The following is a 15,659-nucleotide window of genomic DNA, read 5'->3' as shown; positions in this document are numbered from 1 at the left end:
AATTTGATGAAAATCACTTATATGAATAATTAGTTAGTTTGACGATAATTATGGTGAATAAACCAATTTGTATAAAAAAGTATATTTATTTCATTATTTTAGATAAAAGCAATCATGATAATAATTGAAGATATTGAGATAAAAGAATAAAGATAAATGGCATAGGATAAAAATAATATTCAAGATGAGTTGAAGAGAAATGACTAAGCAGATCCGCTTTAATGCCTTTGAAATGAATTGTATTGCACATCAATCTCCTGGTTTATGGCGTCATCCTTCAGATCGCTCAACAGAATATAAAGATATTGAATATTGGACTGACCTCGCTAAAATCTTGGAAAACGGGCTATTTGATGGCATTTTTATTGCGGATGTACTTGGGATATATGATGTTTACCACCAAAGTGCAGAACATGCATTGACTGGTGCAGTGCAAGTCCCAGTCAATGATCCTTTGCAAATTATCCCAGCGATGGCTGCGGTGACCCGACATTTAGGTTTTGGTGTGACAACATCAATATCTTTTGAACATCCTTATCCTTTTGCGCGAAGAATCAGTACATTAGATCATCTCACCAAAGGTCGAGTGGGGTGGAATATTGTCACCTCCTATTTGGAAAGTGGTTCTAAAAACTTAGGACTAAATACGCAATTAAATCATGATGATCGCTATGATATTGCCGATGAGTATTTAGAGGTGCTATATAAGTTGTGGGAAGGATCTTGGGAAAATGATGCGGTTTTAAGAGATAAACAGGCTGGAATCTTTGCAGATCATACAAAAGTGCATCCCATTTTACATGAAGGGAAATACTTTAAAGTTCCTGGTATTCATATTTGTGAACCTTCACCACAGCGCACACCTGTACTCTATCAAGCAGGTGCTTCTGCTCGAGGGCAAACATTTGCAAGCCAAAATGCTGAATGTATTTTTATTGCACCACCATCAAAAATAGCAGCCAAGAAAATTGTTCAAAGTATTCGTGAAAAATTAAAACAGGAAGGACGTGACCCTTATTCTGTTAAAATTTACACCTTATTGTCAATTGTAACTGATGAAACGGATAAAAGAGCTCAGGAAAAATTTAAAGAATATCAGTCGTATGGAAGTTATAACGGTGCTTTGACCTTAGTGTCTGGTTGGTCTGGTGTAGATTTTTCACAGTATCAACCTCATGATAAGGTTGAGTATATTGAAACCAATGCGATTCAATCGATGTTAGATGCTTATGTCAATGCGGACCCTAACCGTACTTGGACAATTGAAGAAATTGCCCATTGGAATAGTGTGGGGGGAAATGGTCCTGTGTTGGTCGGTTCAGCACAAACGGTTGCTGATGAGTTACAACAATGGGCAGAAGATACAGATGTTGATGGCTTTAATTTAGCCTATATTTTGGCACATCAAACTTTTATAGATATTGTAGATTTTATTGTACCTGAGCTACAACGTCGTGGTGCTTATCAAACAGAATATCGTCAGGGTACTTTACGAGAAAAACTATTTGAACAAGGTGCTTATTTATCAAAGAATCATCGAGGCTCACAATATCGCAAAGCGAATACGGATAGATTGGCACAAGCCAGTTAATCTTAAAATTATACTCTGAGATAAAATATTAATTCATCTGATTGTGGAGCATACATTGCCATTATCTAGCAATATGAGTTGTATTGATTGATATTGTTTTAAAATTGATCTTTAAATGGTTTTTAAATTAGTCATTTATTTCATAATCATTTAGCTCGTTAGTCAGAACGTAGCCCACATAATGTGGGCTTTTTTTATGGTTTTAATGGATATGAATTTTAGTGATAAATTTATAATTTTGTTTTGAATAATAAATGCATTTATTCGTATAAATAGCATAAAAAAATAATGCTAGTTTAAATCCATGCTTATTTAAAAGAGTAACAACAATGACTGATTTAAACCAAAAAAACTTTTCTTCTCAGACGGCCGTTCCTTTGCAATTTTTTGAATTGAATCATGATGCACATGTTATTCAATCGGATGAAGAAGCTATTCAAGTAGCGAAAAATTTAGCCAAAGAGTTTGCCAAAGAAGCATCACAACGTGATTATGAACGACGTTTGCCACTTGAGGAGATACAGCTCTACTCACAAAGTGGTTTATGGGGGATTAATATTCCACATGCTTTTGGTGGGGCTGAAGTGAAATATCGTACATTAGCAGATGTGGTTAAAACTATTTCTAGTGTAGATCCTTCACTTGGACAAATTGCGCAAAATCATTGGGCTTTTATAGAGCATCTCCGTTTAGATGCCAGTCTTGAACAGCAACAATTTTTCTTTGCTGAAATTTTAAAAGGTCGACGTCTGGGTAATGCCTTTTCAGAAAAAGGTAGCAAGACCGTTGCTGACTTAGAAACCAAAATACATAAAACAACTCAAGGCTATGAAATTAATGGTCAAAAATTCTTTGCTACAGGGGCTCTATTGGCACATTGGGTACCTGTCGTAGCAGTGAATGAAGATGGGCTACCTGTGGTTGCCTTAACGCCACGAACAAGTACAGGTCTGGAAATTGTCAATGATTGGTCTGGATTTGGACAGAGAACTACAGCGAGTGGAACTGTAGTACTAAAACAAGTTCAAGTTGATGAAAAATATATTGTGCCGATCCATAAAGCCTTTGAAAGACCTACAGCAGCAGGTGCGATTTCTCAATTCATTCAAGCCGCAGTGGATGCTGGTATTGCGCGTGGTGCAATTGATGAAACGATTCAATATGTACGCTTACATTCACGCCCTTGGATTGACTCAGGTTTAGAAAAAGCGAGCGATGATCCGTATACCATTGCAAGTATAGGGGAGTTAAAAATTAAATTACGTGCAGCCGAAGCCGTTTTAGACTTGGCTGGTGATGCAATTGATCAAGCAATTGCCGATCCATCTGAAGAGAATGCTAATCAGGCGGCATTACTGGTTGCAGAAGCCAAGGTATTAACAACTGAAATTGCCATTCTGGCTTCTAACAAATTATTTGAATTATCAGGTACTCGTTCAACATTGTCTGAATTAAATTTAGATCGCCATTGGCGTAATGCACGTACCCATACTTTGCATGATCCTGTACGTTGGAAATTTAATTTAGTCGGTAATTATTATCTCAATAACATTCACTTACCACGCCATGCGTGGAGCTAAGAATAAAAATAAGCAAATGATGGAGAGAAAAAATGGGTAACTTAGATATTCAAAACCGTTTTATTGAAGATTTATCAATCTCAGCAGACTATGAGACGGTTGCGTCAAAATATCGTGCAATTTTTGAAAAAATTTCACAGGGTGTCGTTGAACGCGAGCAACAGCGTATATTGCCGTATGAGCAAATAGATTGGCTAAAAAATGCAGGTTTTGGTGCATTACGTGTGCCAGTCAAGTTTGGTGGAGATGGGGTGTCTTTACCTCAGTTATTTCAATTGCTCACTGAACTTGCAAAGGCCGATTCAAATATTGTGCAAGCATTGCGGGGGCATTTCGCTTTTGTTGAAGATCGATTAAATGCACATAAGTTTAAGAATCAAGAATTATGGTTTAAACGCTTTGTTCAAGGTGATTTGGTGGGGAATGCATGGACTGAAATCGGTCATGTAAAAATTGGTGATGTGATTACCCGTGTAACTCAAAATAATAATCAATTGCTGGTCAATGGGAAGAAGTACTATTCAACAGGCACAATCTTTGCGGATTGGGTTGATTTATTTGCCTATGATGAACGTACGGATCAGCATGTTATTGCTGCGATTTCTCGACATGCTTCTGGTGTTGAAGTACTGGATGATTGGGATGGTTTTGGTCAAAAAACCACGGGAAGTGGCACTCTAACGTTAAGCAATGTTGCAATCGAAGCAGACCATATTTTGCCTTTTGAGCAACGTTTTAAATATCAGACTGCGTTCTACCAAGTCATTCATTTGGCAACCTTATCGGGTATTGCACAGTCAGCAGTTGCAACATTTATTCATGAAGTACAAAAGCGTGATCGTATTTTTAGTCATGGCAATGCTGACTTAGTACGTAATGATCCACAGATTTTACAGGTGATTGGTAAAGCTTCCGCACAAGCCTATGCAAGTCAAAGTATCACCACGCAAACAGCAGAAGCTTTGCAGCGTGCATATATTAGTCACTTTAGTGAATCCGAAGTAAAAAATATTCAAGCAAATAATGATGCTGAATTAGAGGCAGCACAAGGGCAGGTGGTTATTTCTGATTTAGTCTTGGAGTTAACCAGTAAGTTATTTAATGCGCTTGGTGCATCTGCAAGTACCACCACAAAACAACTTGATCGCTTCTGGCGCAATGCACGGGTCGTATCTTCACATAATCCAGTCGTATATAAGGAAAAAGTGATTGGTGATTGGGAAGTTAATCGTGAACCATTGCCTTTTGTTTGGCAAATTGGAACAAGTCCAAAAGTTGGTGCTGCCTAGAATTTAAATTTTCACCACCTTTAGTCCAAGGCTTGCTTATGCAAGCTTTTGATTTTTATAAAGACTATAAAGAATAATAATTATTGTACTCATGAGTATACAAAATGGTAGATTTGGTACTATGAGGTGAAAACAAAGTTAAGTAGATTAGTACAGCAAAAAACAAATACAACGAGGAAATCATGTCGCTTAAAGGAAAAACACTTTTTATTACCGGTGCAAGCCGAGGAATAGGGCGAGAGATTGCACTAAAAGCTGCACAAGATGGTGCGAACATTGTGATTGCTGCAAAATCTACACAAGAGCATCCTAAATTAGGGGGCTCGATTTTTACTGTTGCTCAAGAAGTTGAGGCGGTAGGTGGTCAAGCTTTAGCACTTCAACTGGATGTACGTGATCAAGATGCGGTTGCGCTTGCCATGAAACAAGCAGCAAAGCATTTCGGTGGAATTGATATTTTAATTAACAATGCTGGTGCGATTAAACTGTCTGGCGTAGAGACGCTTGACCCAAACCGTTTCGATTTAATGTATCAGATCAATACACGTGCTGTGATGGTATGTAGTCAAGCTGTACTACCTTATTTAAAAAACAGTGACAATCCGCATATTTTAAATCTTTCACCGCCGTTAAACTTGGATGAAAAATGGTTTGCTAGCTATGCACCGTATACCATTACTAAATATGGCATGAGTATGTTGACTTTAGGGATGAATCAAGAGTTTTCCGGTTATGGGGTGAGTGTAAATTCACTATGGCCGAGAACGATTATTGCCACAGCTGCAATTGAGTTTTCTTTAGGCGGTAAGCAATTATTTAGCAGAGCTCGTAAACCGAACATTATGGCAGATGCCGCTTATCGTATTTTAAACAGTGAAAAACGCGCCTTAACAGGACGCTTATTGATTGATGAAGAAATCCTCCGAGAGTATGGTATTACAGATTTTAATGAATATCGCTATGCTGATTCAGAGGATGAATTAATGGTTGATTTGTTTGTTAAAGAATAATTGCTGAGCTGATCACGCCAATAATCCGTGCCGATTTTAAAATCCTGAGTTGATTGTTTAAAATCGGTACATTAAAACATTGGAAATTTTTATAAAAAAGCAGAAGATATAATATTGAATCTAGAAAATGAGTGAGATGTAATTTCGTGTATGAGTTAGATTGTAAGTTGCTCAGTATTTTTTACTATATCTACAAGTTTAAAAGTGTTTCTGTTGCCGCAGATCATTTAGCGATGAGCCAACCTACAGTAAGCAATATTCTAAATAAAATTCGTGTTCATTATAACGATCCGTTATTTTTACGGATTGGTAATGAAATGGTGCCTACAGAATTATCTAAACAACTTTATCCCTTGATCAGTGAAGCGCTGAGCAAAGTTGAAATTATTAATAATTTTAGTGTGGATTTTGATGAAACAGCATCTCAGCAACAGTTTACTGTCGCGATGACAGATGTTTCTCACTTAGTTTTATTGCCTAAAATTTCTCAATATCTCAAAGCACATGCACCACATGTTAAATTAAATGTTCGCGCCATCACCTCTGAAACCAGTTATCAGATGGCAAATGGTGAAATTGATTTGGCGATTGGGTTTTTACCGCAATTAGAAAATGGTTTCTATCAACAAAAATTATTCGAACAATTTTATGTGGTGATTGCATCAAAAGATCATCCACGATTAACTCAACAAAGCATGACCGTTGAACAGTATTTGAGTGAATCACACATCGATATTGATGCAGGTGTTGGGCATTACCACATCGCCAATGAGCTGTTAAATTTAGATTTAAAACGTAATGTGTTGATGCGTATCCCGAGTTATCTAGGCGTTGGATTGGTGGTGCAAGATACTGACTCGATTGCAACCGTTCCTTATTATTTGAGTGAAGTCTTGTTGTCACGAGGAAACTTACAAATTTTCCCAGCACCCATTTCGTTTCCGACTTATTCGATTAAGCAGTATTGGCATATGTCATGTCATCATAAAACTAGCCATCAGTGGTTAAGACATATGTGTTATGAGATTTTTAGTCAGGTGAATTCAATGCCTTTACCCAGTCAGTTATTGAACTATGCTGATCAGCCAGAAGTTTAAGGGTTTCTCGAATTGATACATCCAGAATGATTGGTATCAACAACTTGATAAAATATTATTGATGAAAAAGCTTAATATTTTTGATTCAGAAAGTTTAAACGAGATTTACACGCAGGTCAGCAGTTGAATGGATGTGTGTATAAACAATATGCACAGGAAAGCGGAATATCTTTTGCAATTAGGTCATTTTTCCCATCAAGTTGTTCAAGCTTATCTTGATGTATTGAACTCGAGTTATATGACGAAAGTGTATGACGTATATCATTTTTTAAACAGCTATATTGTGACTTAGAAGAGCTATCACCAGTTCAACAGTATCAACTTAAAAGTGTAATTAATTGTTGTTTAACGGTCTTTAGATAATAATTTAGAACTGTAGCTTTTAGAAAAAAATCAAAATAAATTTTAAAAGGACTTTTTTAAAACTAAATAGCTTAAGAACAGTTATCCTTTTAACATTAATTTGCTTGATGCTCTGAATCGGTTAGCTTATCAGGTGTCATCAATGCTTGATTGACATAGAGTTTGATTAAGCGTTCACGTGAACCAATGGATTTTTGATAGTGCGTAGAATTTAACAATAATGATGCGCCATAAGTCACTGTCCAGATATAGGACAAGTAATCACGGATAGACATACTACTGTTTAAGGCTTTGAGATGTGCTCCGAAAAGATCTTTAATTTCTAAAATACGTTGTTCACGTATGCTATAAAGTTCTTCGAATAAGTCTTTGAGTTTACGTTCATTATTGGTTAGACGCTCTTCAATCACATGCAGTAAAATTGTTCGATTCGAATTTAACATGTTATATAACATGTATTCAGATACATAGATTTTAATATCGTGATGGTAGGCTTTAGAAATATCTAAAAGTCGTTTTTCATTCAAAATAATCAGTTCAAGATACAGTTGGTTTTTACTTTTAAAATGTTTATAGATCGTTCCTTTTGCGATATCAAGTTCAGCAGCAAGCTCACTTAACGTAATATCCTGATTATTATCAAGCAATAAGGTTTCTGCCATTGCTAAAATTTTCTCTTTGCGAAGAAGAAAATTCTGTTGGCGCACTGAACTCATTCTATTGATCCAAAACTGCTGATGAAGAACTGGACTCAGAGTATATCAGCTATTTCGCTGATTCAATAAAACTATAGTCCATCATATTCAATAAAATATTTATTTTTTCAATATATTTAATAATTTAGATTTTATATAAGCAAATTAGCGATGTTAAAAATTTTAATGAACCATTTATAAAACTAAACTTAAGTAAGGTCACACTACGACTAAAAAAATGGCAAGAGATATACCGTTTAAAACATATTTAGTTAGCAACGACTTTAAAAAGAAAAACCTGATCGTTTGATCAGGTTTTTCTTTTTAATAAAGCTCTTAGAGATTAATCTGCGCGGCGCCAAATGGTACCTTGACGTGTATCTTCCAGTACTACACCTTGAGCAAGCAAAGACTGACGGATTTCATCTGCACGGGCAAAGTCTTTATTTTTCTTGGCATCAATACGTTGTTGAATGAAATCCTCAATATCCGTTTGAGATAAGCCAAGTGCTTCTTGACCAATATCTGATTTTAAAAAGTCATCTACATTGTATTGAACCAAGCCAAGGATATTGGTCAAGTGGCGTAACGTAGAATAATAAAGCGTAGATTGCGCTGCATTCTCTTCTTTAACCGCACGATTCAATTCTTTAATAATTTCGAATAAAACTGCAATTGCTTCAGATGTATTGAAGTCATCACGCATTGCTGAATTAAAGCGCTCGACTAGCGTTTCATCTAACAGGTCTGTGGTTTTATCGCCATAGACTTGTTGATACGCTTTAAATGCATGATAAAAACGAGAAAGCGTAGTTTTTGCTTCTTTTAGTGCAAAATCCGAAAAGTTTACAGGGCTACGATAGTGTGATGACACAATAAAATAACGAATCACTTCAGGATGAAATTTCTCCATCACATCACGAATGGTAAAAAAGTTGCCTAAAGATTTAGACATTTTTTCGCCATCGACATTGATAAAGCCAACATGCATCCAGTAGTTTACATATTGTTCATCTGTTGCAGCTTCTGATTGCGCGATTTCATTTTCATGATGTGGGAATAAAAGATCTGAACCGCCCCCATGAATATCGAAATGATTGCCTAAGCAGCAAGTTGACATTGCTGAGCATTCAATATGCCAACCTGGACGGCCATTGCCCCAAGGTGAAGCCCATGAAGGCTCATTTTCTTTAGCATGTTTCCATAGCACAAAGTCAAATGGATGTTTCTTCTCAACTTCAACATCAACACGTTCAGAAGCGCCAGCTTGCATATCGGCAAGTTTACGTCCTGAAAGTCGGCCATAGTTCTTAAATTTTTCAACTTCAAAATAGACATCGCCATTTGCAGAAGGGTAAGCCGTGCCTTTATTGACAAGGTTGCCAATCATATTCTGCATTTGATCGATATAATCTGTTGCGCGGGGTGCCTCATCGGGTGCTAAGCATCCTAAATTTTCGGCATCATCATTCATCGCCTTGATAAAACGATCGGTCAAAGCTGTAATGCTTTCACTATTTTCATTGGCACGCGCAATAATTTTGTCATCTATATCTGTGATGTTACGAACGTATTTAACATTCCAACCTTGACTACGTAAAAAACGAATAATGTAGTCAAAAGCAACCATCACCCGAGCATGGCCTATATGACAGTAATCATAAACTGTCATACCGCACACATACATGTCGATATGTCCTTCTTTACGGGGAACAAATTCAACTTTTTTTCGTTGCTCAGAGTTGTAAAGAACAAATGGTTGCATAGGTTTTCTAAAGGCTTCAACAAAATGATGATTAATCTTAACCTAAGCTCCATATTTCATAAAGTTTTATACGTTATTTTTCTAAGAAAATGAAATTTATACATTTAGGAAAGCAGCCTATTGTATTGCTATGCTAAAATAGCAAAAATATTCCATTCGATATTCAAAACTCTTTATAGAGTTAAGGTTAGCCCATTTTGAATCCTGAAAATAAATCAAATCAAGTTGATTTTCAAAAAGTTGCACTTGAAACTTTACGCATTGAAGAACATGCCATAGAGATTTTAGCGACTCAAATTGATGAGCGTTTTACGCGCGCATGTGAAATTATTTTACAGTGCCAAGGTCGTTTAGTGATTACGGGTATGGGGAAATCTGGGCATATTGGGCGAAAAATGGCAGCAACTTTCGCATCAACAGGCACACCATCATTCTTTATGCATCCTGGTGAAGCAGGGCATGGCGATTTAGGTATGTTGGTCAAAGGTGACGTGTTGATTGCAATTTCAAACTCTGGAAAGAGTGATGAGATTATGATGTTGATGCCACTGATTAAGTATTTGGAAGTACCTTTGATCACCATCAGTGGTGATGACAAAGGACCTATGCCACAAAATGCAGATGTTGCGTTGACACTTGGAAATATTAAAGAAGCATGTCCATTAGGTTTGGCGCCAACCTCAAGTACTACTGCAACATTGGTATTGGGCGATGCACTGGCTGTGGCGCTATTAGATGCACGTGGTTTTACTGCAGATGATTTTGCAATGTCACATCCTGCAGGTGCATTAGGCAAACGTCTGTTGTTACATGTAAAACATTTGATGCGTACAGGCACTGATTTACCAAAAGTATTTCCTGATACGCCAATGAATAAAGTTTTGTACGAAATTTCCAATAAGCGTTTAGGTTTAACCACGGTTGTCGATGAAAATGACAGCTTATTGGGCATATTTACTGATGGTGATTTACGCCGTTTAATTGATAGACAGCAAGGTTTTGATGTGAACTTGCCTGTTTCCGCGGTCATGGTTCAAAACCCTTCAACCATTTCAAAAGAAGCACGTGCAGTTGAAGCTTTAGAAAAAATGAATGAAAAGAAAATTAGTCAATTTATCGTCGTTGATGATGCCAATAAAGTGATTGGTGTAATTAGTATGCATGACCTGATTCAAGCTGGAGTAAATTAATCAATGGCTTCTTATGTTTTACTGGAACAAGCGCGTCATATTGAAGCATTGGTTTTAGATGTAGATGGTATTTTGAGTGATGGTTTTGTGACATTGACCAATACAGGGGATGAAATTAAATCCTTTGATATTCGCGACGGATTAGGTATGAAACTGGTGCAAAAATCTGGAATTAAAGTCATCATTATCACCGGACGTAAAAGCAATATTGTTGAAAAACGTATGGCTGATCTTGGCGTGGATTTGGTCTTTCAAGGTCGTGAAGACAAAGGTGCTGCACTTAAAGAAGCTTGTGCTCAATTCAATTTAGATCCTGAAGACTGTTTATATATGGGTGATGATTGGCCAGATCTTTCAGCCTTTGCAATTGCAGGGATGAAAGTCACTGTACCCAACGGGCATGTTGAAGTGCGTCGTCGAGCAGATTTAGTCACTCAGGCGATGGGTGGGCGTGGAGCTGTGCGTGAAGTCTGTGATATGTTGCTGATGGCAAAAGGCACTTACCAAGAATTACTTGAAAAATATACAGCTATACCGCATTAATAGCGTAAATTCAGATTGATCAAATGTTGAATGTAATTTATGGATACTAAGGTTTTATATGTGACTGCAGTTGTCATCGCGGCAATCAGTGGTGGCTATTACTATTACAGTGGGAAAAGCAAAAAGTTGGATGCGAATTCAGCAAAAAGCATGACGTATACTGCTGAGGGTATCCAGTTGGTCCAAACAGATGAAAAGGGCAATCTTTATGTTCGTGCTCAAGTGGATCGTTTAGAACAAGATTTACAAAGAAAAACTTCAACACTGAGTAACCTCAATGCTTCGATGTTTCATCAAAATAAAGTTGATTCAACTTTTTTTGCAAAACAAGCACGAGGATTTAATGACAATGAAAAAGTCGTTTTATCTGGACAAGTTAAAGCGACCAAGATTGGTGAACGAGGGACCATGGAATTTCAGACAGACGAGTTAACGGGGTATCCTAAAATACGTCAGTTTGAAACGACTCACCAAGTGACTGTTAATGCACCTGATGCAGAATTTATTAGTCAGGGTTTAAAAGCTGATTTAAACCAAGGTCAATATGAATTTGCACATATTCGAGGAAAGTATGTACCTAACTAAGCCTTTTTTAATGAAACAATCTTTCCTAATAAAAGCGATCTGCACTGCCGGTTTAATGGGCTTGTCTGCAGCAGCATTTGCATTACCATCAGATCGTAATCAACCAATCTCATTGGTTGCAGATAAAGCAACCTATAATGAAGCTGCGGGTGTAACGACATATACTGGTAATGTCATCATTGAGCAAGGTACAATGAAGCTTCAAGCTGCTTCAATTGTGGCTCAATTAAATAAAAATAAGCAAATTAGCACCATTACTGCCACTGGGGGCCCAGCAAAGTTTCAACAACAAGTTGATACGGCAAAGGGTGTTGCTCGTGGGGAAGCACAAAAAATTATTTATAATGCTGAAACAGGTATTATTAATTTAATTGGTAATGCTTATTTATATCAAGATGGAGCAAGTATTCGCAGTAGTTCATTAAAATATAGTATGAACAAAGGCGATATTGAAGCTTCCGGTAGTTCAAATAGCACAGGTTCACCGAAAGGACGTGTACAAATTATTATCCCGCCAAATAGTACCAAGTCTTTTCCTGGAGCGCGTGATTAATGACAGCATCAAATCAGCCTCAAGTACTTTGTATTAAACATTTAGCTAAAGTTTATAGTAAACGCTGGGTGGTTAAAGACGTTTCATTTAGTATGCAAAGTGGACAGATTGTGGGTTTGCTTGGGCCGAATGGTGCAGGGAAAACTACCAGCTTTTATATGGTCGTTGGTTTGGTGCGAATGGATAAGGGAGAAATTCATCTAGATAATGAAGATATCTCTGATTTAGCTATGCATCAGCGAGCACGTAAAGGAATTGGTTATCTTCCTCAGGAAGCTTCAATTTTCAGAAAGTTAACGATTGCTGAAAATATCATGGCGATTCTTGAAACACGAAAAGACTTAGATAAACAGCAGCGCCAGCAACGTCTTAAAGAATTATTGGAAGATTTTAAAATCACCCATATTAAAGATTCACTTGGAATGAGCGTATCGGGTGGTGAGCGTCGCCGTGCTGAGATCGCACGTGCGCTTGCAGCAGATCCAAAATTCATGCTTTTGGATGAACCTTTTGCAGGTGTCGATCCAATCTCTGTAGGTGATATTAAAGATATAATTCGCCAGTTAAAAGATCGTGGGATCGGTGTTTTGATTACTGACCATAATGTTCGAGAAACTTTAGCGATTTGTGAGCATGCTTATATTGTGAGCGAAGGCGCTGTGATTGCGGAAGGTACACCAGAAGATGTTTTGGCAGATGAAACCGTGCGCCAAGTATATTTAGGTGATGATTTTACCGTCTAACTACTCAGCCTTTTTAAAAAGATGAAGGAACTCCTTCATTTTTTTTTGCTTTTTGTGCGGTATATTTGAAAAAAGATCAGTTTTGATTGAATATTTTATTAATTATTATTTCATTAAAATTTAACAACATAGTTTTAATGTGACATCTATCACTAATTAAGAAATGTGTTACATGTTTTGTTTAAAAATTAATCTAAGTTAAATTCTTAAGTTTCTATAATACCCATAAAATTTAAATGGGAATTACATACTTTTAAACACTATGAGTGGTATGAAAATAATAGTTTATTGTTTTTAAAATAGGCAAGATTATTAAACAAATTTAAATAAATTTATAAAATTGATCATTATGAATATTAATAATGAATATAAAGTGATAATTAAATTGAATCGAAATAATTTAGTAAAATAAACAAGTATGATTTTAATTAAATGATAATTACATCACAAATTAATGGTTTTAAAAAGACCAATCATTTAGCCATTATAGACAAGTGCTGTTTTTTATATGCTTATCTGATTTTAATATCAAAAATATACACTTGTGAAATTTATCTCACTTATTTATCTTTTTTGCATAACAGTAAATTATAAGACGGAAAAAATATTATGAAAAATATCACTATTTATGAAAAAGGAACGGCTAAGGTTCTTACTCAGGATTTAGTTAATAAACACTACTCAGTGTATAAAGTAAATCTTGATAGCGCAGAAATAGCCAAAATTGTAAAAGTTAATAATAATTTGGAGGTTTATTTACAAAATGGAGAAAAAGTCGTTATTGAGGATTTCTTTATTGGTGAAAAACCAAAAGAATTTACAATAGAAACTTCAGATGGAAAGCATTATTTACTTAACTTTCTTGAGTTTGATGCAAGTGGTACAGTAACTAAAATTGATTATTTGGGGATTGCTGATTTTCATGAATACCTTGTTGGTGAACACTCTGCTGTGCCAGCATGGGCTTGGGTCGCAGCTGCAGCTGGAGTAATCGGTATTGCAGCCGCATCAGGGAGCAGTGGTAGTTCAAGTCATTCGGGAAGTGGTGATAAAACAGGACCAAAACTAAGCTATGATATTTTAGATAATCAGAAAATCAAAATCACTGCAGATGAAGCAAGTAAAATTACAATAGTGGATGCGAGTGGTAAAATAATTGGATCAGGACAACTAAATCAAGCAGGTGGGCTTGAAGTTAGTTTAACAAGACCTTTAGTTGATAATGAAAAAATTACAATTACAGCAACAGATAATGCGGGAAATAAAACAACTGAAACAATAAATGTTGGGGATGTTACAAAACCTGATGTTGAAGTAAATATTGTTGATAATGACACCATTCAAGTCACTTCAAATGAACCTGGTAGTAAAGTTATAATTAAAAATGAAGCTGGACAAACAATTGCTGAGGGTGTAATTGGTGCTGATGGAAAATTAACAGTTGATTTAAACACACCTTTAAATGACGGTAGTAAGGTTATTGTTGATGTTATTGATGCAGCAGGTAATCAAACAGAAAAAGTAATTACAGTAGGTGATGTGACACCGCCTATTATTACGACAACTATTCAAAATGCAACTCATATTGAAGTTACTTCAAATGAAGTTGGTCAAGTTAAAATCACAGATGGAAATGGTAATGTAATTGGTACGGGTACCGTCACTGGTAATAACACGGTTGATAATATTCAGTTAACTCGCCCACTTACAGATGGTGAAAAAGTTACGGTTACTGTGACAGATGGCGCGGGTAATTCAAAAACAGTTGAAATTACAGCAGGTGATGTAACTGCACCAGTGATTACTACAAGCATTCAAGATGCGACACATGTTGAAGTTACTTCAAATGAAGCAGGTCAAGTTAAAATTACGGATACTAATGGCAATGTAATTGGAACAGGGACAGCAACGGGAAATGGTATTGTTAATAATGTCCAGTTAACCCGACCACTTACAGATGGTGAAAAAATTACGGTCACTGTGACAGATGGTGCTGGTAATCCAAAAGCGCTTGAAATTACTGCAGGTGACGTTACAAACCCGCAATTCCAATCTTCACATGTAGATAGTACAGGAACACAATTAACCCTTACCTACAGTGAAGCACTTGATCCATTACATCCACCTGTTGCTGGCGACTTTGCAGTGACCGCAGATGGTCAGGTGTTATACCTGTAACAGCTGTTACAGTGAATGGTTCTAGTGTGGTGTTGACCTTAGGTACAGCAGTCACAGCAGGTCAAGCGGTTGAAGTGGGTTATACCGACCCAACTACGGGTAATGATCCAAATGCGATCCAAGATGTAGCAGGCAATGATGCAGCAACGCTTCCAGCAACAACGGTGGATAATGGTTCAACTGTGCCTGGCGGTGGAGATAGCACAGCACCGACATTTGTCAGTGCAGCACTCGATACAACAGGCACATCGTTGACGTTGACCTATAGCGAAGCGCTAGACGGCACCAACTTACCGCCATTGAACAGTTTCGTGGTGACCGCAGATGGTCAGGTGGTACCTGTAACAGCGGTTACAGTGAATGGTTCTAGTGTGGTGCTGACCTTGGGTGCTCCAGTGACCTTAGGTCAAGCGGTGCAAGTGGGTTATACCGATCCAACAGCAGGTAATGATCCAAATGCGATTCAAGACATTGCGG

The 15,659-nt window shown here is 36.9% G+C and carries 14 protein-coding genes; 12 read left to right on the top strand and 2 right to left on the bottom strand.

Annotation, left to right across the window (positions count from 1 at the left end; translation table 11 throughout):
• Positions 1–199: 199 nt before the first annotated feature.
• The 5 genes from ACG916_RS19000 (at position 200) to ACG916_RS18980 (ending at position 6,567) form a co-directional block, all read left to right on the top strand.
• Positions 200–1,591, top strand: coding sequence for an LLM class flavin-dependent oxidoreductase (locus ACG916_RS19000; protein WP_419327949.1), 1,392 nt, complete (start codon positions 200–202; stop codon positions 1,589–1,591).
• 329 nt (positions 1,592–1,920) lie between these two features.
• Complete coding sequence (locus tag ACG916_RS18995) at positions 1,921–3,171, top strand: SfnB family sulfur acquisition oxidoreductase (protein WP_419327950.1); 1,251 nt, start codon at positions 1,921–1,923, stop codon at positions 3,169–3,171.
• Between the two features lie 32 nt (positions 3,172–3,203).
• Positions 3,204–4,460 (top strand): acyl-CoA dehydrogenase family protein, encoded by a 1,257-nt coding sequence (locus ACG916_RS18990; protein WP_419327951.1) that lies wholly within the window; start codon positions 3,204–3,206, stop codon positions 4,458–4,460.
• Between the two features lie 182 nt (positions 4,461–4,642).
• Complete coding sequence (locus ACG916_RS18985) at positions 4,643–5,470, top strand: SDR family oxidoreductase (protein WP_336953969.1); 828 nt, start codon at positions 4,643–4,645, stop codon at positions 5,468–5,470.
• 146 nt (positions 5,471–5,616) lie between these two features.
• Positions 5,617–6,567: a LysR family transcriptional regulator gene (locus ACG916_RS18980; RefSeq protein WP_336953968.1), complete on the top strand. Its 951-nt coding sequence runs from the start codon at positions 5,617–5,619 to the stop codon at positions 6,565–6,567.
• Between the two features lie 458 nt (positions 6,568–7,025).
• Here the strand turns inward: ACG916_RS18980 and ACG916_RS18975 are convergent, their stop codons facing one another.
• Entirely contained in the window at positions 7,026–7,646 is a 621-nt protein-coding gene (locus ACG916_RS18975) for a TetR/AcrR family transcriptional regulator (RefSeq protein WP_004822589.1), read from the bottom strand.
• Positions 7,647–7,968: 322 nt separating this feature from the next.
• Positions 7,969–9,390 (bottom strand): cysteine--tRNA ligase, encoded by a 1,422-nt coding sequence (gene cysS / locus ACG916_RS18970; RefSeq protein ID WP_419327952.1) that lies wholly within the window; start codon positions 9,388–9,390, stop codon positions 7,969–7,971.
• 197 nt (positions 9,391–9,587) lie between these two features.
• Between cysS and ACG916_RS18965 the strand changes: the two genes are divergently transcribed.
• From ACG916_RS18965 to ACG916_RS18935, 7 genes are all read left to right on the top strand, one after another.
• Positions 9,588–10,580: a KpsF/GutQ family sugar-phosphate isomerase gene (locus ACG916_RS18965; RefSeq protein WP_419327953.1), complete on the top strand. Its 993-nt coding sequence runs from the start codon at positions 9,588–9,590 to the stop codon at positions 10,578–10,580.
• Positions 10,581–10,583: 3 nt separating this feature from the next.
• Positions 10,584–11,123, top strand: a complete 540-nt coding sequence (locus ACG916_RS18960) for a KdsC family phosphatase (protein ID WP_004822583.1) — start codon at positions 10,584–10,586, stop codon at positions 11,121–11,123.
• Between the two features lie 39 nt (positions 11,124–11,162).
• Positions 11,163–11,708, top strand: coding sequence for an LPS export ABC transporter periplasmic protein LptC (lptC, locus tag ACG916_RS18955; protein ID WP_336953964.1), 546 nt, complete (start codon positions 11,163–11,165; stop codon positions 11,706–11,708).
• A 10-nt stretch (positions 11,709–11,718) separates the two neighbouring features.
• Positions 11,719–12,261, top strand: a complete 543-nt coding sequence (gene lptA, locus ACG916_RS18950; protein ID WP_336953963.1) for a lipopolysaccharide transport periplasmic protein LptA — start codon at positions 11,719–11,721, stop codon at positions 12,259–12,261.
• Positions 12,261–13,004 carry an LPS export ABC transporter ATP-binding protein gene (lptB, locus tag ACG916_RS18945; protein ID WP_336953962.1) on the top strand — a complete coding sequence of 248 codons (744 nt, stop codon included), beginning with the start codon at positions 12,261–12,263 and terminating at the stop codon, positions 13,002–13,004. Before lptA ends, lptB begins: the two co-directional genes overlap by 1 nt.
• Positions 13,005–13,613: 609 nt before the next feature.
• Positions 13,614–15,182, top strand: a complete 1,569-nt coding sequence (locus tag ACG916_RS18940) for an Ig-like domain-containing protein (RefSeq protein WP_419327954.1) — start codon at positions 13,614–13,616, stop codon at positions 15,180–15,182.
• 11 nt (positions 15,183–15,193) lie between these two features.
• The coding region (locus tag ACG916_RS18935) for a SwmB domain-containing protein (protein WP_419368203.1) at positions 15,194–15,659 on the top strand (466 nt) is incomplete at its 3' end.

This window comes from Acinetobacter legionensis (genome assembly GCF_048552295.1).
Classification (GTDB): domain Bacteria; phylum Pseudomonadota; class Gammaproteobacteria; order Pseudomonadales; family Moraxellaceae; genus Acinetobacter.
Note: the sequence above shows the minus strand (reverse complement) of the source record. Positions and strands in the feature narration are given on the sequence as shown.

Excerpts from the sequence above, each read along its gene's own strand:
- lptC (WP_336953964.1), top strand. The coding sequence starts at position 11,163 with ATGGATACTAAGGTTTTATATGTGACTGCAGTTGTCATCGCGGCAATC.
- ACG916_RS18975 (WP_004822589.1), bottom strand. The coding sequence starts at position 7,646 with ATGAGTTCAGTGCGCCAACAGAATTTTCTTCTTCGCAAAGAGAAAATT.
- ACG916_RS18990 (WP_419327951.1), top strand. The coding sequence starts at position 3,204 with ATGGGTAACTTAGATATTCAAAACCGTTTTATTGAAGATTTATCAATC.
- cysS (WP_419327952.1), bottom strand. The coding sequence starts at position 9,390 with ATGCAACCATTTGTTCTTTACAACTCTGAGCAACGAAAAAAAGTTGAA.
- lptB (WP_336953962.1), top strand. The coding sequence starts at position 12,261 with ATGACAGCATCAAATCAGCCTCAAGTACTTTGTATTAAACATTTAGCT.
- lptA (WP_336953963.1), top strand. The coding sequence starts at position 11,719 with ATGAAACAATCTTTCCTAATAAAAGCGATCTGCACTGCCGGTTTAATG.
- ACG916_RS18985 (WP_336953969.1), top strand. The coding sequence starts at position 4,643 with ATGTCGCTTAAAGGAAAAACACTTTTTATTACCGGTGCAAGCCGAGGA.
- ACG916_RS19000 (WP_419327949.1), top strand. The coding sequence starts at position 200 with ATGACTAAGCAGATCCGCTTTAATGCCTTTGAAATGAATTGTATTGCA.
- ACG916_RS18995 (WP_419327950.1), top strand. The coding sequence starts at position 1,921 with ATGACTGATTTAAACCAAAAAAACTTTTCTTCTCAGACGGCCGTTCCT.
- ACG916_RS18940 (WP_419327954.1), top strand. The coding sequence starts at position 13,614 with ATGAAAAATATCACTATTTATGAAAAAGGAACGGCTAAGGTTCTTACT.
- ACG916_RS18960 (WP_004822583.1), top strand. The coding sequence starts at position 10,584 with ATGGCTTCTTATGTTTTACTGGAACAAGCGCGTCATATTGAAGCATTG.